Here is a 20,432-nt window from a genome sequence, read left to right as displayed (position 1 = left end):
CCCGAGGTGGTTCGGACGATCGACATGTGGGCATGCGGTGTCGACGACGCTGCCAGGCCGCTTGCGGTGGCGATCGCGGCTCACACGTCGTTTTGTCGAGCGACGAGGAGCCGCACGTCGCGGGCTACTTGGTTTCGACCTTCGCCAGGGGCGTCTTCCGGCTTTCCAGGGCTTTCACGGCGATGTCCCAGGACGTGTCGCCGGGGAACAACCGGGAGCGCAGGTAGGCCCACACCAGAGCCCGCAGCGCGGCGACCCGTTCGGGGTTCTCGTCGGAGGTCTCCGCGGCGTCGTAGCCGGAGATCCCGCCGAACAGGTGCTGTGCGCCCAGGAAGGTCAGCAGCGTCTTGTTCCCGCCGGGGCTGTGGGTGTAGGCGTCCCAGCGGTAGCTGAGCCGGGAGGAGAAGTGGGGGTTCAGGTCCTCGTCGCCGGCGATGACGAGCGCGGCGCCGGTCATCTGCCCGAAGTCGATGTGCTTCATCATCGGGTAGTGCTCGGCGGCCCACGGCGAGAAGTGCTCGTCGGCGACGCCCGGTCCTCCGATCACGACGCCGGCCTTGACCCGGGGATCGGAGAGGTCCTTCTCCCGGGGGTCGTTCGGGTCGGTCACCCGCGAGCCCAGCAGCAGCGAGACCGTGTGGCCGCCGGCCGAGTGCCCGACCGCGGCCACCTTCTCGGTGTCGACACGGCCCGGCAGCCCCGGAACCGCGGCGAGGACCTCCTCCAGGTGATCGAGGACGACGTGCATGTCGACGGCGCGGTCACGCCAGAACAGCGGCGCGTCGGGCAGGTCCTGGTCGCGCAGCCCGAGCACGGTGGAGTCCAGGTGTGTCGGCTGGACGACGACGAACCCGTGAGCGGCCCAGAAATCCGCGACGGGGCCGTAGCCGCGCAGCGAGGAGATGAAGTTGGCCATGCCGTGCCCGTGCGAGAGCAGCATCACCGGCAGGTCGGTCCCGGTCACGGGCGCCGAGACCTTGATCTCCAGCGGCACGGGCCTGTCCGGCACCTCGAGCGTGACGGGACTGTAGCTGACGATGGGGGTGGGGTCGCTGACCGGGAAGCCGGCGGCGTCCGCGTAGGACGTGCTCATGGTTGTTCCTCTCAGGCCGTTCGTCCGTGAACCCGTTGCTCGACGGACTTGGCGGGTGATCGACTTCGACCACCCGCCAAACTTTGCCATGGACGGCAAGTTTGCACAAGATGGCAATTTAGCCATGGGGTGCATGTATGCTGGGGCGCACGCAGACGGTGGTCGACGGAGTGCGGGAGAGTGCTGGTGACCAGTGACGGTCCGGGGCTTCGGGAACGGTCCAAAGCGCGACGACGGCGGCTGATCCTGCACACGGCCCTGCGCCTGTTCGCCGAACACGGGTACGAGCGGACCACGATCGCCGACATCGCCGAGGTGGCCGAAGTCGCGCCGCGGACCGTGACGGGCTACTTCCCGTCGAAGCTCGACTTCATCACCGAGTGGCCGGCGTCCATCGAGCAGCGGATCATCGCGCTGCACCAGGAGGATCCCACCCTGGAGTTCATCGACCTGGTGGACAGGTGGTGGCACGACCTGCGCGACAACGTCGACCAGGAGGAAGCCGCACTCACCCGCGCCATGGCCCTGGCCAACCCCGGCGTGGTCGCCATGGCGGAGGCCGAGGTCTCACAGCGAACCCCCGGAACCGGCTTCCCCTTCGACGGGCCCGATCGCGACGACCTGTTCGGAGCCGCAGGTCGAGCCGCGATCAGGGGCGTCAACCACGTGTTCCTCCGCGGCGTCGCCGAGGGCCGCATGACCGACGAACTCCACAACGACCTGCTGCACCTGATCCGCGCCATCGCCGACAGCACCAACGTCGGCCACGGCTCGCTCAAGCTGGACCCTTAGCGATCAGGGGCTCGGCCGGAACCGTCGACCCCGGTACGTCCGAGGCGTTTCCGCCATCCGGGTCGCAGACGTGCCGACGCTCGGGCCGCGCCGGAGGGGCATCCTGCACGCGATGCGCGCCGGGATCGACTGCAATGGGCTGCCTACCGCCGCCTTCGGCGCCTCGGGTGCGACCTGCCGGCGGCGGTTGGCCGAGTGGTACGAGACCGGAGTCCGGCGGCAACCGCATGAACCGCTGCTCGCCGAACTGCGCGCCGCCGGGTTTACCGGACCTGCCCGCGGCCCTGGTCGACTCCACCCACCTGCGTGCGCCCACAGGGGGACTCACCCGGAGCCGAGCCCGGTCGACCGACGCCACCCCACCGATCCGCGGCGTGGTCGGCAAACCATGCCGCCGGCCGAGGCGGCTCTACGCCGATCGCGGCTATGACCACGACGTACCGGCACCGTCCGCTCATCGGCAGAAGCGGACGTTCGTCTTCATGCTCGATCGGCGACATGAGGGCCGGTGAGCTTCCGGCGCCGGTCGTGCGCGGAGCGCGCTTCACCGACTTGGACGGCTTCGCCCGCGAGTTCTCACGGCTGCTGTGCCACTACACGTGGTGGGGGGTCGACATCATCCGCGACCACGGCCCCGAGGGCGAGGAGCCCGAGGACGGCGTGCCGTGGGAACCGCTCTGACCGATCGGCCCTTGTTGACGCGCAGCGCCGTCCGCTCATCGGCATGGGAGAACGCCTTCATGATCGTGCAGGAAATGCACTACACCGGCATGGCGCCAGCCACACGGTCCCCTCTGCCGACGTTGTTGCGGCGGAATTTCCAACGGCCCGAGGAGCGCACGGGAGCAGGCGGTGGGAACAACAAGCCGCAGGTCAACGGCCGCGAACGTATCGTCCTTCGCTATCGACGAGGGTGGCGCCCACAGCGCTGAAGCAGGGCACTCGGCCTTCGTAGTTCAAGCCACCCCCCAGAATTGCGAGAGATGATCACATCATGGCCGGGTCGACGATCCGGTCGAACGGCTCGCACGATTTGTGCCGAGCGCCGCGTGGGGTGGGCGGAGCAGGATGACATGGGAGTGGTCGAAGGGCAGTATCCGCCGCCGACGTGGGGACGCACCGCATGGAGGGTTTGGTCGTCAAGCCCCCGGACTCCGATCCGGGCGGCTCTGTCTTACCCAGCGACGTCTCGCAGTGCCTCGACGGCGCCGGCAACTCCGCGCTCTCGGACGAGCAGCTCGTCGGGCACATCCGCGAACGTGGTCCCACCGGCCCGGTCTGGGAGGCGCTCCGCAACCAGCTTGTCGGGTACGGCCTCGGGTTCGTTACACCCCTGATCGAGTCCGGCGCCATCTTCGCCAAGTGCAGGCGCCGCGGGTTGCGGCTGCACCAGCAGGTGGTGCTGCCGGCGGACGCCGAGGAGCTGGCCATGGACGTGGTGGTGGACGGTTTCGAGCTGTTCACCGAGCGCGGGATCGTGGACGGGCAGTGGTCGGCCGGGAGCGGCTTGACGCTGCGGCGGTATTTCGAGAACGCCTGCGTCCTGTGCTTCCCCAACGTGTACCGGAAGTGGCAGCGCGGCAGGCGCGGCTGGAAGGACGTCCAGCTGCTCGACGCCTGGTCCGGGGTCGAGCGGTCCATGACCAGCAGGTCGCCGGAGGACGCCGTGGTCGCCCGCGCGGCCGTGGACGCGCTGTTCGAGCACCTCGGGGAGGACGCGAGCGCCGTGCTGTTCCTGGCCGACCAGAACTTCTCCCACGCCGAGATCGCCGCACTCCTGCGGCTGACTCCCCGCGCCGTGGAGGGGCGACTACGCCGAGCCCGTCGGACAGCCCGCACGTCGATCGAGGAAGGAGGCCGCTGATGTCGTCCACGACTGATCTCTCGAACGGTCTTCACCGGAGGGCGGAGCCCGCCTCCTTGGCGCTGTCGTCCCTCGGCGAGCCGGTCGCGGAGGGGATCGCGCGGAGGGTGTCGCCGAGCGCGGTCGCCGCGCTGGTCGACCGCACGGCTCAGGTCCGGCGACCCGGTCCCGTCGATCCGCCACCGGTCTCCGTGCTGTCCGCCGACCAGGACGCCCTGGGCGCCCAGCTCGGCGGTGCCGTCGCCGGTGATCGCGGTGCCGTCGAGCGGCTGCTGGCGTCGATCCGACCGCTGGTGGTGCGGTACTGCCGTGCCCGGGTCGGCCGGCAGGAGCGCTCGTTCGCCTCGGCCGACGACGTCGCCCAGGAGGTGTGCCTGGCCGTGCTGAAGGCCCTCCCCTCCTACCGGGACCAGGGCCGACCGTTCCTCGCGTTCGTCTACGGCATCGCGGCGCACAAGGTCGCCGACGCCCACCGCGCCGCCGCGCGGGACCGGGCCGAACCGGTGCCGGAGGTCCCGGACGGACCCGACGCCGAGGCCGGCCCCGAGCAGCACGTGATGCAGGAGGAGCTCTCCCAGCGGATGGGCAGGCTGCTGCAGGTCCTGCCCGAGAGGCAGCGGGAGATCCTGGTGCTGCGCGTCGTGGTCGGCTTGTCGGCCGAGGAGACCGCGGACGCCGTCGGGTCGACCCCGGGAGCGGTCCGGGTGGCCCAGCACCGGGCGTTGACCCGGCTCCGCAAGGCACTGGGCGAAGGCTGAGCCGTGTCGATCACGGTGAAGCCCGTCGGGCTGGTCCGCGGCAGCCCGCGACCCTTGAACTCCAGGACGACATCCACACCGGGTTCCCACGGCAGTGACGGGAACCGACGAACCCATGGCCTCGGCACGACCGGGGCCGCCCCGGTCACCGCCGAGCACCATGACCAAGGAGAACCAGGATGAGCAGCCCCGACACGACCCCGCCCGCTCCCGGTGGCGCCGCTCCCCACGACGCCACCTCGCTGCTGGGCCTGCGCGCCGCCCTGGTGCTGACGTTGTCGATCCTGACCGGCATCGGAGCCGGTGTGCTGGCCGCCCTGGCCGGGTACCACCTCGCCGAAGCCGTCCTGGTGGGCGGTGCCGCCACGGGCGCCGCGGCCGCCTTGTTCAACTGGGTCATCGCCCGTCGCTGATCGACTCAGGACGGACGAGCCGGCGCGAGGGGCGATGACCGACATGCGGATCACAAGCTCGGAGCCCGGCGCCGGACGACTTCGCAAGCTCGCCGCCCATGAGATCGGCGGCATGGCGGACGTTCGCTGAGTGGGCAATCAGCGCAACGGATGTCACGGTGCCGGTCAGGAGGGGCGCTGCCTCGCGTGCAGCGGCCGGGCGTTGCTATGTCGTTCCACCGGCGTCCGCGACCATGCGGACGAGGGTGTCGACGAGCTCGTCGGCGGTGGTGCGCCACTTGTCCGGGCCGAGGTGGCCGCTGAGCTCCATGCCCGCGATGCCGTGGGCGCTGCTGAGCAGCAGGGCGCCGTAGTGCGGTGCGCTCCGCTCCCCCACGAGGGTGGCGACGATGGCCAGGAACTCGTCCTGGAAGCGTCCGGCCGCGCGGACGGCCGCGGCCGGGTCGCCCTCCGGTCCGCACAGCCGAAGCCGGACGCGCTCCATGCCCTCACCGCGTTCCCCGGGACGGTCTCCGCGCTGCCTGAACAACATCTGGTAGAGGTGCGGCTGGTCCCGACCGACGTCGATGAGGGCGCGGAGAGCGCCGCGCAGCTTTTCCGAGGCCGACAGGGCCGGGTCGGTCCGCAGGGCGTGCACGCGGTCGCCGATCCGTTCCCAGCTCTCGGTCGCGACGGCGGTCAGCAGGCTGTCCTTGCCCGCGAAGTGCCGGTACGGCGCTCCCCGCGTCACGCCTGCCCGCGCGCCCACCTCGCGCAAGGTGACCGCTTCGGGGCCGCCGAGGTCGAGGAGCTCGGCGGCCGCGTCGAGCAGGGCGCGGCGGGTGGCGGCGGCGGATTCCGCGCGGGTGGCCATGACGCCCATCATACAGTTGACGTTGTCATCTGAGCTGGTAGCGTCGTTGAGGTGACAACGTCATCTGAAAATCGGGAGCTGGTCGTCGTGACCGGAGCCTCCACGGGCATGGGCGCGTCCGCCGCCCGCGAACTGGCCCGCCGGGGATTCCACGTCCTGGCCGGCGTGCGACGCGACCGCGACGCCGACGCGATCCGGTCGACCGGCGTCGAGCCGATCATCCTCGACATCACCAAGCCCGAGCAGGTGGAAGCACTCGCCGCGCGGGTCGCCGGCGACCCGCGCGGGCTGCACGCGCTCGTCAACAACGCCGGCATCCAGGTGAACGCCCCGGTCGAAGCCCTGCCGATGACGCAGTGGCGGTGGGTGTTCGAAGTCAACCTGTTCGGCCACGTCGCCGTCACCCAGGCGCTCCTGCCCGCGCTGCTGCGCAGCGGGGGACGCGTGATCAACATCAGCTCGGTCGGCGGCAAGGTCGCCATGGCCACGTACGGCGCGTACGCCGGCGCGAAGTTCGCCCTGGAGGCGGTCAGCGACTCGCTCCGCCGCGAGGTCGCGCCGCTGGGCGTGCAGGTGGTCGTGGTCGAGCCCGGCGGCGTCCGCACGGAGATGGCCACCCGCGGGATCGCGACGGCGAACGACCTGGCCGCCCGGATGACGCCGGAGCAGCACGAGCGCTACGGCAGCCTGGTCCAGGCGACCAACGCGCTGATGGCCTCGGGCACCGCGTCGGGCCTGACCGCCGACGCCGCCGCCCGGGTCGTCGCCAAGGCCGTGACGACCCGCAGACCGCGCACCCGCTACACCATCGGCCGGGACGCCGCCCTGGTCACCGGCCTGACCCGGATGCTGTCCGACCGCACGCTCGACCGCGTCATCGCCGCCAACCTGCGCCGCCACTCCCCGAAGGGAACCGCCCGCGCCTACAGCGGCTGACGAACAACCTGGTGTTCGTCCTGCCCGTTACGCCGTTGTTGTCGGCCGCGCAACCGCTCGCGGCGTGCGAGTGCGTTCCGCTACCCGGTGACGAGAGCACCGAGTGCGGGCCACGGTGGACCTTCGCGGAGCAGGGACAGGATGTTCCGGCCGTGCCGACGCCCGTCCGGGAATCCATCGCGGACGTCCCAGCGCCAGGCGGCGACCAGTGCGAGCACGAGCCGTCGACATTCCGCGAGCAGGACGTGGTCGAGGCCCGGATAACGCGCACCGACGTCTTCCGGCGCGTGGGCCACGTCGAACTCGACGGGTCCGCGGCAGCAGGTCTCGAAGTCGATGAACAGCAGGCCGTCACGGGTGCCGAGGAGGTTGCCGGGATGCGGTTCGCCGTGCAGCAGCTGTTCGGCGGCGCCGTGGCCGCGGATCCGTTCACGGGCACTTCGCAGCGTGCCGAGGAGCAGTTGCCGGTCGGTCTCGGTGAGCGCGGGGGTGTCGTCCCGGTGCGTGACCAGTCGTTCGGCCTCCGCGACCCGGTCGAGGAAGTGCGGGGTGGCGATCTCGACGCGTCGCATGCCGGCGTGCAGGCGTTGGAGCGCGTCCGCGTAGGCGCCGGGGAGGTCCGGGGCGGGAGTCACGACGTCGTAGTAGGTCCACAACGTCACGGCGAAGCCGTCGCGTTCGTAGACCCGCGGCTCGACCCGGGGCTCCAGCGCCGCGACGGGGCTCGCGGTCGCGGCGAGCCGCCCGGCGACCTCGACCTCCAGCGCGGCCACCTCCTGACCCGCCAGTGCCACCCGGGCGAAGACGTCGCACGGCAGCAGACGCAGGGCGAGCATGTTCGAATCCTGGATCAGGATCGCGTCGTCGACCGGCAGGTGCAGCTCACCGGCCAGTGCCGTCGCCGCCGCCGTCGCACGCGCAACGATCGCCGCCTCCACACCGTGGATCATCACACGCGCCCGCCCATCGGCATGAGCACGGGGTGCGCCAGGGCAGCAGGGCATGTTCGATGGCCGGCGAATCGTTGCGGTGGGCACGGGAGCCGCCGGACGCTTTCAACCGCATCGAACCGCGTCCAACGGCCTCCAATAGTCGCGTTCCACCTGCAGCGGTTCTGTTCCCACAGGTAGAAGCCTTGACCAGGGACTGCACAAATGTCGGTGTAAGTCCTGATCAAGGATGAGCATCCGATGACGGAGATGATGTCCGGCGTGGAGCACGCTGAGGACGCCGAGCCCGAGACCGTTCTGGACGGCTTGGACGAGTAGCTGGTCGACCAGTTGGTCAGCCGGGCCCGGGCCGGTGGGCTGAAGTTGACCGGTGAGGGTGGGGTGCTGCAGCAGTTGACCAAGCGGCTGCTGGAGTCGGCCCTGGAGGGCGAGATCACCGACCACCTGGGCTACGACAAGCACGATCCCGCTGGTCGCGGGACGGGCAACTCGCGCAACGGCACCCGTTCCAAGACCGTGCTCACCGACGTGGGCCCGGTGGAGATCGACGTGCCTCGCGACCGTGACTCCAGCTTCGAGCCGCGGATCGTGGCCAAGCGGCAGAAGCGCCTGACCGGCGTGGACGAGATGGTCATCTCGCTGTCGGCCAAGGGCCTGACCACCGGCGAGATCAGCGCGCACCTGGCCGAGGTCTACGGCGCCGAGGTGTCCCGGCAGACGATCTCGACCATCACCGACAAGGTGGTCGAGGGCATGGTCGAGTGGCAGAACCGGCCCCTCGACACCGTCTATCCGGTGGTGTTCATCGACGCCGTGCACGTCAAGATCCGCGACGGCCAGGTCGCCAACCGGCCGATCTACATGGCGATGGCCGTGACCGCCGAAGGGCACCGCGACATCCTCGGGCTCTGGGCCGGCGACGGCGGCGAGGGCGCCAAATACTGGCTGCACGTCCTGAACGAACTGCGCAACCGCGGCGTCGCCGACGTGCTCATGCTGGTCTGCGACGGACCGACCGGCCTGCCCGACGCCGTCACCACCGTCTGGCCACGCACGATCGTGCAGACCTGCATCGTGCACCTGCCGCGCACCAGCTTCCGCTACGCCGCCCGCCAGCACTGGGCCGCCATCGCCAAGGCCCTCAAACCCGTCTACACCGCCCCGACCGAGGCCGCCGCGGAAGAGCGGTTCACCGAGTTCACCCAGGAGTGGAGCGCCCGCTACCCGGCCATCGTCCGGCTCTGGTACAACGCCTGGGCTTCAGTTCGTACCCTTCCTCGCCTTCGACACCGAGATCCGCCGGGTGATCTGCTCGACCAACGCCACCGAAAGCGTCAACGCCCGCATCCGCCGCGCGGTCAAGGCCCGCGGCCACTTCCCCAACGACCAGGCCGCACTCACATGCGTCTACCGCGCGATCACGAGCCTGGACCCGACCGGCACCGGACGCAAACGCTGGACCATGCGCTGGAAGCCCGCACTCAACGCCTTCGAGATCGCCTTCGACGGCCGCCTGGCCGCCGGACGCAAGTAACCCCCTTCAACCCGACTTACACCGCTCGTTTGACAGACCCCGTTGGCGTGCCACCTGCTTCAACAGGTTCAACACCCCGCCGCACGAGCGCATTGCGGAGCGATGCCCGTTGCTGCTCCGATGGGAAGAGGCACTGGTGTTCGGGCGGCGGTCAAAGGATCGTCGTTCCGGTCCGAAGGCGTTCCGAGGAGTGGTGTTTCTTGACGACACTCGGCGAGAAACCGATCACCGCGAACGGTGACCCCTCCGCGGAGGGGTCACCGGCGGATGGTCGGAGTCGCTCCAGGTTGTTGGCCACGGCGGTGGGCAACATCGCTTCGAGCACCCTCTCCCGCCCCTCTCTGGGCGTCGATTCGCCGCCACCCGAACAGGGTGAGGGCAAGGACCAGAGGCGGGCTCGGGCGGTTCGTGCCGCACTGGAGCGGCTGGGGCCGTTCTACATCAAATTGGGTCAGATACTGTCCACCCGTCCCGACCTCGTCTCCGACGCCATGATCGCGGAACTGGAGAAGTTGCACGACCGCGTCACCGTCAGCCCGTTCGGGGAGTTCGCCGCGGTCATGGATCAGGACATGCCCGCGTGGCGGCAGCGCTTCCGCACCATCGACGTGGTGACGCCGCTCGGGTCGGCCTCCCTCGCCCAGGTCTACCGGGTCACCCTCCACGACGGCACCCCGGCCGTGGTGAAGGTCCAGCGCCCCGGGATCCGGGCCCAGGTGTTGCAGGACATGAAGAAGATGCGTCGGGTCGCCCGACTGGTCGGCCGACTCGCGCCGCGGTTCAACGAGCTGATCGACGTCGACGCGATGCTGCAGGTCATCTTCAACGGGATGGAGCCCGAGCTGGACTTCACCCTGGAGGCGCAGAACATGGTCGACGCGCGCAGGGTGGCCAAGGAGTTCAAGCACATCACCGTTCCCAAGGTGATCGACGCGACGCCGAGGGTCCTGGTGCAGACACTGGCGCCCGGTGTCTCCATCGGGGATGCCGACCCTGCCGCGTTCACCAGGAAGGAGCGCAAGAAGATCGGTCGTGACCTGCTCAAGTTCATGTATCAGGGCTACTTCTCCGAACACGTCTTCCACGCCGACCCGCATCCCGGGAACATCTTCGTGCACCCGGGGGAGAAGGCGAACATCATCGACTGGGGGATGGTCGGGAAGATCGACAGGAACTTGGGCAGGATTCTGATCCTGGTGCTGTTGAGCATTGCCCAGAACGATGCCGCGGCCACCGCCCGGGGATGGGTCGAGATGGGCCACGCGACAGCGCGCGCCGATCTGCACGGGTTCGCCGGCGACATGTCCATGCTGATCCCGAAGATCTCCTCGGCTTCGTTGGAGGAACTCAACTTCGGCGTGACCCTCAGCACGATCCTGATGTACGCCACCAGGCGTGGGGTCCACACCAGTCCGCACATCTCGCTGTTGGGCAAGTCCTTCGCCAACGTCGAGGGCTCGGTGCGCAACCTGGCGCCCGAGCTGTCCATGGTGGACGTCTTCGAAGACGCCATGGTGGAGATCATGGGTGACCTGTTCAGCGAGTTCATGTCCAAGAACCAGGCTGCCCGGTTCGCGCTGGACGCCGTCATCGGGGGCACGTCCGCCCTGGACTACCTGCGCAAGCTCCTGCGGGACCTGAGCAACCGCGACCTCACCGTTCAGCTCGGTCTGCTCAAGGGACCCGGGTACCAGAAGATCGGCCACATGACCAACCTGCTGCACCTGGGCCTCGGTGTGCTGATCGCGTGGATCTACACCATCCGCAAACGCGTTTGACGCCTCAGGCGGACGATCCGAGGTCGGACGTGAGAGTCGGCCACGGCGCGCCGGCCTTGTGCCGCGCGTCCCGCCGTGCGCTGCCGGCCACCAGGTACGCGGTCACCGGGTGGAACCTGCCTGGGATCGGACACCACAGCGGAAACGTGCCGCCGACACCGGCCGTGGCAGTGGACGTGCCGTTCAGCGAACCGACCGCAGCGATCGGCCGTTGCCGTGCGCCGTGCGCTGCGCGGCGCCCTGGGACTCCGGGCACGTGAGCACCGTGCGGACGATCGAGCCCGCGTCCAGTCCCGCCTGGGCCAGCAGCGCCTTGCGGGGACCGTGGGGCACGAAGGCGTGCGGCAGCGACACCGTCCGCACCCTGCTCCGTGACGGCAGGCTCGTCGACTGGTGGGCGAAGCGGGTGCCGAACCCGCCGGTTTCGATGTTGTCCTCCACGGTGACGGTCAGGTCGTGCTGTGCGGCCAGCAGCGACAGGTGGGGGTTGATCGGAGCGGCCCAGAGGGGGTCCACCACCGTCGCCTCGATCCCTCGACGCGCCAACAGGTCGGCGGCTTCCAGGCAGGCCCCGGCCAAGGGGCCCAGGCCGATCAGCAGCACCCGGGCGTCCGGGGCGGTCCGCAGGACGTCGACGCCCTCGACGTGGTGCAGGGCGGGGATGTCCGGTCCCGCCGAGGCTTTGGGGAAGCGCAGTGCCGTGGGACCGCCCTCGGTGGCGATGGCGATGTTCAACAGGTCCTTGAGCCGGGTGGGATCGCGGGGCACGGCCAGCCGCAGGCCGGGGACCGCGGCCAGCAGCGACAGGTCCCACGTGCCGTGGTGGCTGGGGCCGTCGGGGCCGGTGATGCCCGCGCGGTCGAGCACGAACGTCACCGGCAGCCGGTGCAGTGCCACGTCCATCAGCAACTGGTCGAACGCCCGGTTGAGGAACGACGCGTACACCGCGACGACCGGGTGCAGACCGGTCATCGCCAGCCCGGCGGCGCTGGTGACCGCGTGCTGTTCGGCGATGCCGACGTCGAAGACCCGATCGGGGAAGGCCCGGGAGAAACCCCACAGCCCGGTGGGGCGCAGCATCGCCGCGGTGACGGCGACCACGTCGGGTCGCCGGCGGCCGATGTCGACCATCTCCTCGGCGAAGACGGACGTCCACGTCGGTGGCGACGGCGCGGCGGGCCTTCCGGTGCGGGGGTCGACGACGCCGACGGCGTGCAGGCAGTCCGCCTCGTCGGTCTCCGCGGGGCCGTACCCCTTGCCCTTGCGGGTGACGCAGTGCACCACCACCGGGCAGTTCAACCGGATGGCCTGGCGCAGGGCCTGCTCGACCGCCGGGACGTCGTGGCCGTCCACCGGTCCCAGGTAGGCCAGGCCGAGGTCGTGGAACAGGTTGGGCCTTCCGCGTCGGTGGCCCGCGGCGTGCCGCAGTTCGGTGAGGTGGTGCGCCAGTCCGCCGCCGGTCGGTCCGTAGGAGCGCCCGTTGTCGTTGAGCACGACGATCACCGGGGCCGCGGTGTCGGCGCCCAGGTTGTTCAACGCTTCCCAGCACATGCCGCCGGTCAGCGCGCCGTCGCCGACCACCGCGACGACCCGGCGGTGCGACTGGCCGCGCAGCGCGAAGCCCCGGGCCAGGCCGTCGGCGTAGGACAGCGCGGTCGAGGCGTGCGAGTTCTCCGCGGTGTCGTGATCGGACTCGGCCCTGCTGGGGTAGCCGGACAGGCCGTGGGCCTGGCGCAGCTCGTCGAACCCGGCCTGGCGGCCGGTGAGGATCTTGTGCACGTAGGCTTGGTGGCCGGTGTCGAACACGATCCGGTCCACCGGGGAGCGGAACACCCGGTGCAGCGCGATGGTCAACTCCACCACGCCGAGGTTCGGCCCCAGGTGCCCGCCGGTGCGGCTGACCCGGTCGACGAGGAACCCGCGGATCTCCTCGGCCAAGCCCGCCAGCTGCTCGCGCGGTAGTTCGCGCAGGTCGGCCGGGCCGGTGATGCCGGGCAGGATCGGGGGAAGGCGGGGGACGGGCGTGGCGGTCACGGGGCGACCACCTTGCGCGGTGGGGCGAACCGGATGTCCTCACTGGTGACCCGGCGTTCCTCCACCTCCACCGGACCGAGCCCCGACAAGGCGGCCACCACCTCCTCCACCAGGGCCGAGGGTGCCGAGGCCCCCGCGGTCAGCCCCACCGTCGACGCGCCGGCCAACCACGTCCACGCGATCTGCGCCGCGTCGTCGACCAGGTGGGCCGGTGTGCCGCCGCGGCGGGCCAACTCCGCCAGGCGCCGGGAGTTGGACGAGTTGTCCGACCCGACGACGAGCACCACGTCGGACTCTTCCACGACCGCGCGCAACGCGTCCTGCCGGTTGGTGGTGGCGTAGCAGATGTCCTCCGAACGCGGCCCGCGCAGGGCGGGGAACTTCGCGCGCAACGCGTCCACCACCGCCTCGGCCTCGTCGACGGCCAGCGTGGTCTGCGTCAGGTAGGACACCCTCCGGGGGTCGGCGACCTCCAGGGTGGCGACGTCGGCGGCGTCCTGCACCAGCACCATGCGGTCCGGCGCCTCGCCCAGCGTGCCCTCGGTCTCCTCGTGCCCGGCGTGCCCGATGAACACCACCGTGTCCCCGCGCTGGGCGAACCGCCGCGCCTCGGCGTGGACCTTGGTCACCAACGGGCAGGTGGCGTCGACGACGTCCAGCCCCCTGGCTGTCGCGGCCTCGCGCACCGCCGGCGACACCCCGTGGGCCGAGAACACCACCGTCACGCCCTCCGGGACGTCCTCGACGTCCTCGACGAACACCGCGCCCCGCTGCTCCAGCTGCCGCACCACGTGCGTGTTGTGCACGATCTGCTTGCGCACGTACACCGGCGGCCCGTTCTTCTCCAGGAGCCTCTCGACGACCTCGATGGCCCGTTCCACCCCGGCGCAGAACGAGCGGGGCGAGGCCAGCAGCACCCGCCGCGCTCCGAACGCCGCGGTCGCGGCGCGCAACTCCGCGCGCGCCACGGCCAGCGCGTGCGCGTCGTGCGCGGCAACGGCGAGGCCGCACCCCTCGGTGGGGGAACCGGTCACCAGCAGGGTGGCCGGTTCCCCGTCGCGGCTTCGGCGTGCGGTCACCGGGGCCAGGCGGGCGTCGAGCCCCCGCCCGCGCAAGGCACCCCGCAGGAGGGGGGCGGCCGGGCAACGGATCCGCTCACCGCCGTCCAGGAGGACTTCCGACGCCACCACGACCTCGCCGGGCGCCGAACCTCCGATCGCCGTGTCCGCGATGTGGTGGGAAGAAGGCTCGACGCTCATGGAACCACCGTTCCTCTCTCGCTCCCGCAGGGGATGTCCGTCCGGATCGGCGCCCGCTCGGGCTTCGGTCACAGCTCCCGGTCGGCGACCAGGCGCGCGACCGCGACCAGGTTCCGCCGGGCCTGCGGCTCGGCGTCGACCGCGTCCAGGCACGACAACGCGTCCTCCAGGTGCCGCTCGGCGCGGTCGCGCGCCCAGTCCCTGCCGCCGGCGAGCGCCACCAGTTCGGCGGCGGTGGCCAACTGGTCGTCGGACAAGGCGCCCTGAGCGTGGTACAGCTGTTCCAGCTCGCGTCCCGCCGCCGTGCCGCTGGACAGCGCCGCGACCACCGGGAGGGACTTCTTGCGCGCCCGCAGGTCCGACCACACCGGTTTGCCCGTCCGAGCGGGATCGCCCCAGATCCCCAGCAGGTCGTCGACGTACTGGAACGCCATGCCCAGGTGCCGGCCGAAGTCCCCCAGGGCCGCGGTCCGGGGCGGATCAGCTCCCGCGTACAACGCACCCAGAACGCACGCGCAGCGCATGAGGGCCGCCGTCTTGCCCTCCGTCATCGCCACGGACTCGTCCGGTCCGACGTCCTGCCGGGATTCGAAGCTGACGTCCATCGCCTGGCCGTGCAACATGTGCTGCACGGCCGAGGACAATTCGGCCAGCGCACGCGTCGCAGCGGGATGGCCCGCGGCCATGAGCACCTGTTGAGCCGCGGTCAGCAGCGCGTCGCCCACCAGGACCGCGGTCGGCACTCCGAACAGGGACCACACCGTGGGGCGGTGCCGGCGGTATTCGTCGCCGTCCATCACGTCGTCGTGGATGAGTGAGAAGTTGTGCACCAGCTCCACCGCCACCGCCGCGTCGGTCACCGCGTCGTCGACGCGGCTCACGGCCTTCGCCGCCAGCAGCACCAATGCGGGGCGGACCGCCTTGCCGCCACCGGCCGACAACGGTTCACCGGCGGCGTCGCACCAGCCCATGTGGTATCCGGCAACGGTTCGGAACGCCGGGCAGAACTCGTTCAACGACGCACGCGACCGCCGCTGGATCGCCTCCCCCGCCCAGGCCAGGACCGACAACGCTGCCTCATGGGTCGAGACACTGCTCGTGGCCAAGTCAACGCCTCCTCATCCGACTGCCGCCCCGTCATTGCCGGGGAAGGCAATACTCCGATTAGAGGGGAATAGCCTTCCGGAAGCAAGACAGCACCCCTGGTCGAGGTTGAGAGTGTTGAACGCGGTGCGCACCCCGGCGTTCATCGTGTTCAACACGGGAACAACGGGCCGGGGTTGCCCTCCCCGCACCCGGGGTATCTACTGGGATAAGGAAAATTATCGAGGGAGGGCATATGGCCAGACGGAGGAAGAATCTCGTCGACAACATGTTCGACCGTCTCGACGACGTCAGCAAGGATTTCCGGAAGGCCGGCAGGCGCACCTTCAAGAGCAAGAAGAGGAAGAAGGGCAGCGCGCGCAAGTGGGCCAGGCGGAACAACGAGCAGTTGGAGGCCCTCACCGAGCAGATCGCACTGCTGACCAAACACCTCGCCTCGGACGGCGCCCGTGCACCCCAGCGGACGTCCAAGTGACCTCCGGATCACCGCCGTCGACATGAGCACGTGTCGGCACGGGCACGTGACGACCCGACCGGGCCACGTGCCGGGTGAATCCGTCACCGCCGGCCACGCCGCCGGTTGGCGGAATCCCCCGGCGGCCGTTTCTCCGGATCCGTCCGGTCGGTTTCGTCGAGCGGACCGCACATCGTGTCGAGCGGGAAGACCGCGATCACCGGCGCGAGGCCGGTGATGAGCGCACCACGCACGGTCCTGGTGCCGGGGTCGACCGGTTCGATCGGCGCCCAGGCCCTCGACGTCATCGCCGCCAACCGGGACCGCTTCGCCGTCGCCGGGCTCGCCTCGGGCGGCTCCGACCCGGGACTGCCGGCCGCCCAGGCGCTGGAGACCGGCGCGCGGGTCGTGGCGGTGGCCAGGGCGACGGCCGCGGAGAACGTGACGTCGGCTCTGCGCTCGGAGGCGCACCGGCGCGGGCACCCCACCGGGCGGTTCGAGCTGCCGCGCGTGCTGGCGGGTCCCACCGCGATGACCGACCTGGTCGACTCCACCCCGGCGGACGTGGTGCTCAACGGCATCACCGGCTCCATCGGGCTGGAGCCGACGCTGCACGCGCTGGCCACCGGCGCGACCCTGGCCCTGGCCAACAAGGAGTCGCTGATCGCGGGCGGGCCGCTGGTGCTCAGGGCCGCGAAGCCGGGGCAGCTGGTGCCGGTGGACTCCGAGCACTCCGCGCTGGCCCAGCGCCTGCGCGGCGGCCGGTCCGACGAGGTCGCCCGGCTGGTGCTCACCGCCTCCGGCGGCCCGTTCCGCGGCCGCACCCGCGACGGGCTGGCCGGCGTGACCGCGGGCGAGGCCCTGGCCCACCCCACGTGGTCGATGGGCCCGGTCATCACGGTCAACTCGGCCACCCTGGTCAACAAGGGCCTGGAGCTGATCGAGGCGCACCTGCTCTTCGGGGTGCCGTACGACCGCATCGACGTGGTCGTGCACCCGCAGTCGGTGATCCACTCGATGGTGACCTTCACCGACGGCTCCACGCTGGCCCAGGCCAGCCCGCCCGACATGCGCCTGCCGATCGCCCTGGCCCGCTGGACGACGAGACCTTCCCGGCGGTGCGGCTGGCCAGGCAGGCGGGCTCCGGCGGGGGTTGCCTGCCGGCCGTCTACAACGCCGCCAACGAGGAGGCCGTAGCGGTCTTCCTCGCCGGTGGCACGCCGTTCACCTCCATCGTGGACACGGACGACCACGGCTGCGGATGAACCCGTTCCGCCGCCGATGACGAAGGCTTGCACGCCCGCCGCCCAAATACACGCACATACCCGACGGAGCAGCAGGCAAACCGCAACCGCGAGAAATCGCACCGTCCGGTGTTGAACACGTTGAACGCGGTCGGACCACCTCGGCCCCTCATCCGTTCCTGCGCGGCGAACCGATGGGCGGCGACTTCCGCATGACGCCCATCAATCCGTACCGCCCCGTGCCGTAGAGACGGCGTCGCTTCGGCCTAGCCGCCGACCCGCTGGTCGGCCGGCGGCGTTCCACGTCGATGACGCCCATTCGCAGCCATGTTCCCCCGGGGGTGGAAACATGAGGTTCACCCCGTTGTCGGGTTGTGACACGGCGCACGGTCACCTTCACTGACTGCAAGAACTACTTTACGTAGAGTCACGGCACTTCTTCTCGTGGCACGACACCGACGCCGAGGCCGACGGTTCGTCCCCTGCGATGCGCGGGACGTGGTAGGAGATCCATGGCAGCGCGGAACCGCATCGACAACCACATCCTTCGCACGTTGATGAAGGAATCCAAGTGGACCAACCAGAACCTGTCCCTCGCGGTCAACCGGGCGGCGGCGGAGGCAGGGGTAATCGCCCGATATGACCGGACTTCGGTTTCCCACTGGTTGTCGGGGAGCAAACCGCGACCACCCGTCCCCGTTTTCGTCGCCGAGGCGTTCTCGCGACGTCTCGGTCGGTTCGTGTCCGCGACGGACCTCGGATGGGCCGACGCCGTCCCGGACGCGCCGATGCCCGCGTCCGACATGTCTCCGTGCGTCACGGCGCTGCACGACCTCGCGACGGCCGATCTGGACCCGGCGCGCCGGGCCTGGCTGTGCGCACAGCCGTTCCGGGTGACCTGGGGAGCCGTCAGTCCTCCGGGTGACGAGCCGGGCGCGTGGTCGTGCCCGGCGGAGACCGGCCGGCACGGGACCGAGGCGACGGCGGCGATCGAGATGGCGCTGTCGGCCTTCCTCTCCCTCGACCGGGCATTCGGCGGCGGCGCCGCGCGACTGGCGCTCGCGACATACCTCGCCAACGACGTCACGACCCGCTGTTCGGACACCCGGGCCCGTCGTGAGCTGCTCACCGCGGCAGCCGAGCTGACCCGGCTGATGGCCTTCAAGTGCTTCGACAGCCTTCAGCACAACCTCGCCCAGCGGTACTACCGGATGTCGCTACGACTCTCGACAGAGGCCGGTGATCACCTCGGGTACGCCCGAACCCTGTGCGGCATGAGCGCGCAGGCAAGTTTCCTGGGACATCACGCGCAGGCGGTCCAGTTGGCCGACACGGCGGTCGGCCACGCCTCGGGGCGAGCACCCGCCCGAATCCGCGCGCTGTTGCTGGGGCACACCGCCGTCGCCCACGCGATGTCGGCGAACCACAGGACCGCGCTCAGCCACCTGGCCCAAGCCGAGCGCTACCTGTCCGAAGTCGATGACGTTCGGACGCCGGACGCACAGGCCGCTCAGGCGGACCTCGCGCACCGGACGGGCCTGGTGCTGACCCTCCTGCGGGACGCCTCCCGCGCCGAGCCTTGGTTGCACACATCGTTGCGGCACCGCCCCGAAGGCGAACGGCGCTCCCGGATGCTGACCGTCCACGCGTTGGCAGACCTGCAACTGCGCCGGGGGAACCTGGAACAGGCTTGTGCTACTTGGGAAAGCTTCCTGGACGACTACCCCTACATGCACTCCGAACGCGTCGACTGCGCCTTCCGCTCCTTCAGGCGCAAGCTCGGCGCCTACCAGGCACATCCCGCCGCGAGCCGAGTCCTGCACCAATCGCGACAGTCGGGCGACTGAGAAGTCCACCAGCCGCGCTGCTTTCAACCGGTTCAACATCACGTTGCTGACACGGCGGTGACGACGAACTTACTGTGGGCAAAGAAGATGCGCGGCGAGCATCGCGAAGCCGGTCCGGCGCGTCGTGGAGGGTTGCTGATGGTGCCTGTGCCTGTTCCCATGCCGGTCGTTCCGGCTGCGGTGCTCGCGAAACGCCGGCGAACGCGTCAGTTGACGGTGGGGTCGGTGGGGGTCGGGTCGGAGTTCCCGGTGTCGGTGCAGTCGATGACCACGACGGTCACGGCGGACGTGAACGCGACGTTGCAGCAGATCGCGGAGTTGACCGCGGCGGGCTGCGACATCGTGCGGGTGGCGTGCCCGTCGCAGGACGACGCGGACGCCCTGTCGGCGATCGCGCGCAAGTCGCAGATCCCGGTGATCGCGGACATCCACTTCCAGCCCAAGTACGTCTTCGCCGCGATCGAGGCCGGCTGCGCGGCGGTGCGGGTCAACCCGGGCAACATCAAGCGCTTCGACGACAAGGTCCGCGAGATCGCCCGGGCGGCCCGCGACCACGGCACGCCGATCCGGATCGGGGTCAACGCCGGGTCGCTGGACCCGCGGTTGCTGGCCAAGTACGGCAAGGCCACGCCGGAGGCGTTGGCGGAGTCGGCGTTGTGGGAGGCGTCGCTGTTCGCCGAGCACGACTTCCACGACCTGAAGATCAGCGTGAAGCACAACGACCCGGTGGTGATGATCCGGGCCTACGAGCTGCTGGCCGAGCAGTGCGACTACCCGCTGCACCTGGGCGTGACCGAGGCGGGTCCGGCGTTCCAGGGCACGATCAAGTCGGCGGTGGCGTTCGGCGCGCTGCTGCGGCAGGGCATCGGCGACACGATCCGGGTCTCGCTGTCCGCGCCGCCCGTCGAAGAGGTCAAGGTCGGGCACCAGATCCTGCAGTCGCTCAACCTGCGCCCGCGCAAGCTGGAGATCGTCTCCTGCCCGTCGTGCGGACGCGCCCAGGTGGACGTCTACACGCTGGCCGAGCAGGTCACCGCGGGCCTGGAGGGCCTGGAGGTGCCGCTGCGGGTGGCGGTGATGGGCTGCGTCGTGAACGGGCCGGGCGAGGCGCGGGAGGCCGACCTCGGGGTGGCCTCGGGCAACGGCAAGGGCCAGATCTTCGTCAAGGGCCAGGTCGTCAAGACCGTGCCGGAGCACCAGATCGTGGAGACCCTGATCGAGGAGGCCATGCGCATCGCCGAGGAGATGGATCAGGACACACACCGACAGGACGACCCGAATCCGCCTGGGCATGAGTCGACACAGGTGAACCCGTGAACAGCACCGACTTGTCCGCTCATGCGCCTTTCGCGTTCGGAACCGCCGGCTTGGTGGTGTTGTCCCTCGTGGACCCGCCCTGGTGGCCCGCCACGGCCGGTTGGGTGGCGGCAAGCATGCTCTTCGCGGCCTGGGTCCTGCACAGCATCTGCGCACAAAAACGTTAGCTTTGCACAACTCGATCCGACCGTCCGTGGAACCC

The 20,432-nt window shown here is 70.3% G+C and carries 17 protein-coding genes and 2 pseudogenes; 13 read left to right on the top strand and 6 right to left on the bottom strand.

Translation table 11 applies throughout. The annotated features are described in order from the left end of the window. Nucleotides 1-124 precede the first annotated feature (124 nt). Nucleotides 125-1,093 (bottom strand): alpha/beta hydrolase family protein, encoded by a 969-nt coding sequence (locus EKG83_RS14180; RefSeq protein WP_033435901.1) that lies wholly within the window; start codon nt 1,091-1,093, stop codon nt 125-127. Between the two features lie 186 nt (nt 1,094-1,279). On the opposite strand from EKG83_RS14180, the gene EKG83_RS14175 reads away from it, so the two are divergent. From EKG83_RS14175 to EKG83_RS14155, 5 genes are all read left to right on the top strand, one after another. Continuing rightward, complete coding sequence (locus EKG83_RS14175) at nt 1,280-1,885, top strand: TetR/AcrR family transcriptional regulator (RefSeq protein ID WP_194283017.1); 606 nt, start codon at nt 1,280-1,282, stop codon at nt 1,883-1,885. A 528-nt stretch (nt 1,886-2,413) separates the two neighbouring features. Next, nucleotides 2,414-2,566, top strand: a complete 153-nt coding sequence (locus EKG83_RS14170; protein ID WP_153278077.1) for a hypothetical protein — start codon at nt 2,414-2,416, stop codon at nt 2,564-2,566. A 697-nt stretch (nt 2,567-3,263) separates the two neighbouring features. Next, the gene (locus EKG83_RS14165) at nt 3,264-3,749 is read left to right on the top strand and encodes a sigma factor-like helix-turn-helix DNA-binding protein (RefSeq protein WP_194283016.1); all 486 of its coding nucleotides are present in this window, start codon (nt 3,264-3,266) and stop codon (nt 3,747-3,749) included. 194 nt (nt 3,750-3,943) lie between these two features. Further along, entirely contained in the window at nt 3,944-4,507 is a 564-nt protein-coding gene (locus EKG83_RS14160; RefSeq protein ID WP_051767076.1) for a sigma-70 family RNA polymerase sigma factor, read from the top strand. Nucleotides 4,508-4,686: 179 nt separating this feature from the next. After that, nucleotides 4,687-4,920, top strand: coding sequence for a hypothetical protein (locus EKG83_RS14155; RefSeq protein ID WP_033435904.1), 234 nt, complete (start codon nt 4,687-4,689; stop codon nt 4,918-4,920). Nucleotides 4,921-5,125: 205 nt separating this feature from the next. Here the strand turns inward: EKG83_RS14155 and EKG83_RS14150 are convergent, their stop codons facing one another. Further along, nucleotides 5,126-5,773, bottom strand: a complete 648-nt coding sequence (locus tag EKG83_RS14150; protein ID WP_228122610.1) for a TetR/AcrR family transcriptional regulator — start codon at nt 5,771-5,773, stop codon at nt 5,126-5,128. 87 nt (nt 5,774-5,860) lie between these two features. Here EKG83_RS14150 and EKG83_RS14145 point away from each other — a divergent pair, with 87 nt between their 5' ends. Further along, nucleotides 5,861-6,709 carry an SDR family NAD(P)-dependent oxidoreductase gene (locus EKG83_RS14145; RefSeq protein ID WP_033435906.1) on the top strand — a complete coding sequence of 283 codons (849 nt, stop codon included), beginning with the start codon at nt 5,861-5,863 and terminating at the stop codon, nt 6,707-6,709. An 80-nt stretch (nt 6,710-6,789) separates the two neighbouring features. Here the strand turns inward: EKG83_RS14145 and EKG83_RS14140 are convergent, their stop codons facing one another. Next, nucleotides 6,790-7,647 carry a phosphotransferase family protein gene (locus tag EKG83_RS14140; protein ID WP_033435907.1) on the bottom strand — a complete coding sequence of 286 codons (858 nt, stop codon included), beginning with the start codon at nt 7,645-7,647 and terminating at the stop codon, nt 6,790-6,792. 330 nt (nt 7,648-7,977) lie between these two features. On the opposite strand from EKG83_RS14140, the pseudogene EKG83_RS14135 reads away from it, so the two are divergent. Continuing rightward, nucleotides 7,978-9,193 (top strand): annotated as a pseudogene (locus tag EKG83_RS14135) (IS256 family transposase). 491 nt (nt 9,194-9,684) lie between these two features. Continuing rightward, nucleotides 9,685-10,971 carry an ABC1 kinase family protein gene (locus EKG83_RS14130; RefSeq protein WP_228122863.1) on the top strand — a complete coding sequence of 429 codons (1,287 nt, stop codon included), beginning with the start codon at nt 9,685-9,687 and terminating at the stop codon, nt 10,969-10,971. 183 nt (nt 10,972-11,154) lie between these two features. Here EKG83_RS14130 and EKG83_RS14125 read toward each other — a convergent pair whose 3' ends face one another. From EKG83_RS14125 to EKG83_RS14115, 3 genes are all read right to left on the bottom strand, one after another. Continuing rightward, nucleotides 11,155-13,005 carry a 1-deoxy-D-xylulose-5-phosphate synthase gene (locus EKG83_RS14125; protein WP_084717211.1) on the bottom strand — a complete coding sequence of 617 codons (1,851 nt, stop codon included), beginning with the start codon at nt 13,003-13,005 and terminating at the stop codon, nt 11,155-11,157. Beyond that, nucleotides 13,002-14,264, bottom strand: coding sequence for a 4-hydroxy-3-methylbut-2-enyl diphosphate reductase (gene ispH / locus EKG83_RS14120; protein ID WP_051767075.1), 1,263 nt, complete (start codon nt 14,262-14,264; stop codon nt 13,002-13,004). The genes EKG83_RS14125 and ispH overlap by 4 nt, the downstream gene beginning before the upstream one ends. Before the next feature lie 68 nt (nt 14,265-14,332). Next, entirely contained in the window at nt 14,333-15,235 is a 903-nt protein-coding gene (locus tag EKG83_RS14115; RefSeq protein WP_153278074.1) for a polyprenyl synthetase family protein, read from the bottom strand. A 401-nt stretch (nt 15,236-15,636) separates the two neighbouring features. On the opposite strand from EKG83_RS14115, the gene EKG83_RS14110 reads away from it, so the two are divergent. The 5 genes and pseudogenes from EKG83_RS14110 to EKG83_RS14090 all read left to right on the top strand — a co-directional run bounded on the left by EKG83_RS14110 (nt 15,637) and on the right by EKG83_RS14090 (nt 20,397). Further along, nucleotides 15,637-15,843: a hypothetical protein gene (locus EKG83_RS14110; RefSeq protein WP_033435910.1), complete on the top strand. Its 207-nt coding sequence runs from the start codon at nt 15,637-15,639 to the stop codon at nt 15,841-15,843. Nucleotides 15,844-16,059: 216 nt separating this feature from the next. After that, a pseudogene (locus EKG83_RS14105) lies at nt 16,060-17,066 on the top strand (1-deoxy-D-xylulose-5-phosphate reductoisomerase); the annotation flags it as partial. Between the two features lie 512 nt (nt 17,067-17,578). Further along, nucleotides 17,579-18,913, top strand: coding sequence for a hypothetical protein (locus tag EKG83_RS14100; RefSeq protein ID WP_033436063.1), 1,335 nt, complete (start codon nt 17,579-17,581; stop codon nt 18,911-18,913). A 159-nt stretch (nt 18,914-19,072) separates the two neighbouring features. Continuing rightward, complete coding sequence (gene ispG / locus EKG83_RS14095) at nt 19,073-20,230, top strand: flavodoxin-dependent (E)-4-hydroxy-3-methylbut-2-enyl-diphosphate synthase (protein ID WP_228122609.1); 1,158 nt, start codon at nt 19,073-19,075, stop codon at nt 20,228-20,230. After that, entirely contained in the window at nt 20,227-20,397 is a 171-nt protein-coding gene (locus EKG83_RS14090) for a hypothetical protein (protein ID WP_153278072.1), read from the top strand. Before ispG ends, EKG83_RS14090 begins: the two co-directional genes overlap by 4 nt. The last annotated feature ends 35 nt before the right edge of the window (nt 20,398-20,432 follow it).

The sequence above is a fragment of the Saccharothrix syringae genome, from assembly GCF_009498035.1.
In the GTDB taxonomy this organism is placed as follows: Bacteria; Actinomycetota; Actinomycetes; order Mycobacteriales; family Pseudonocardiaceae; genus Actinosynnema; species Actinosynnema syringae.
The sequence above is the reverse complement of the archived record's forward strand: the minus strand, read 5'-3'. Positions and strand labels throughout refer to the sequence as shown.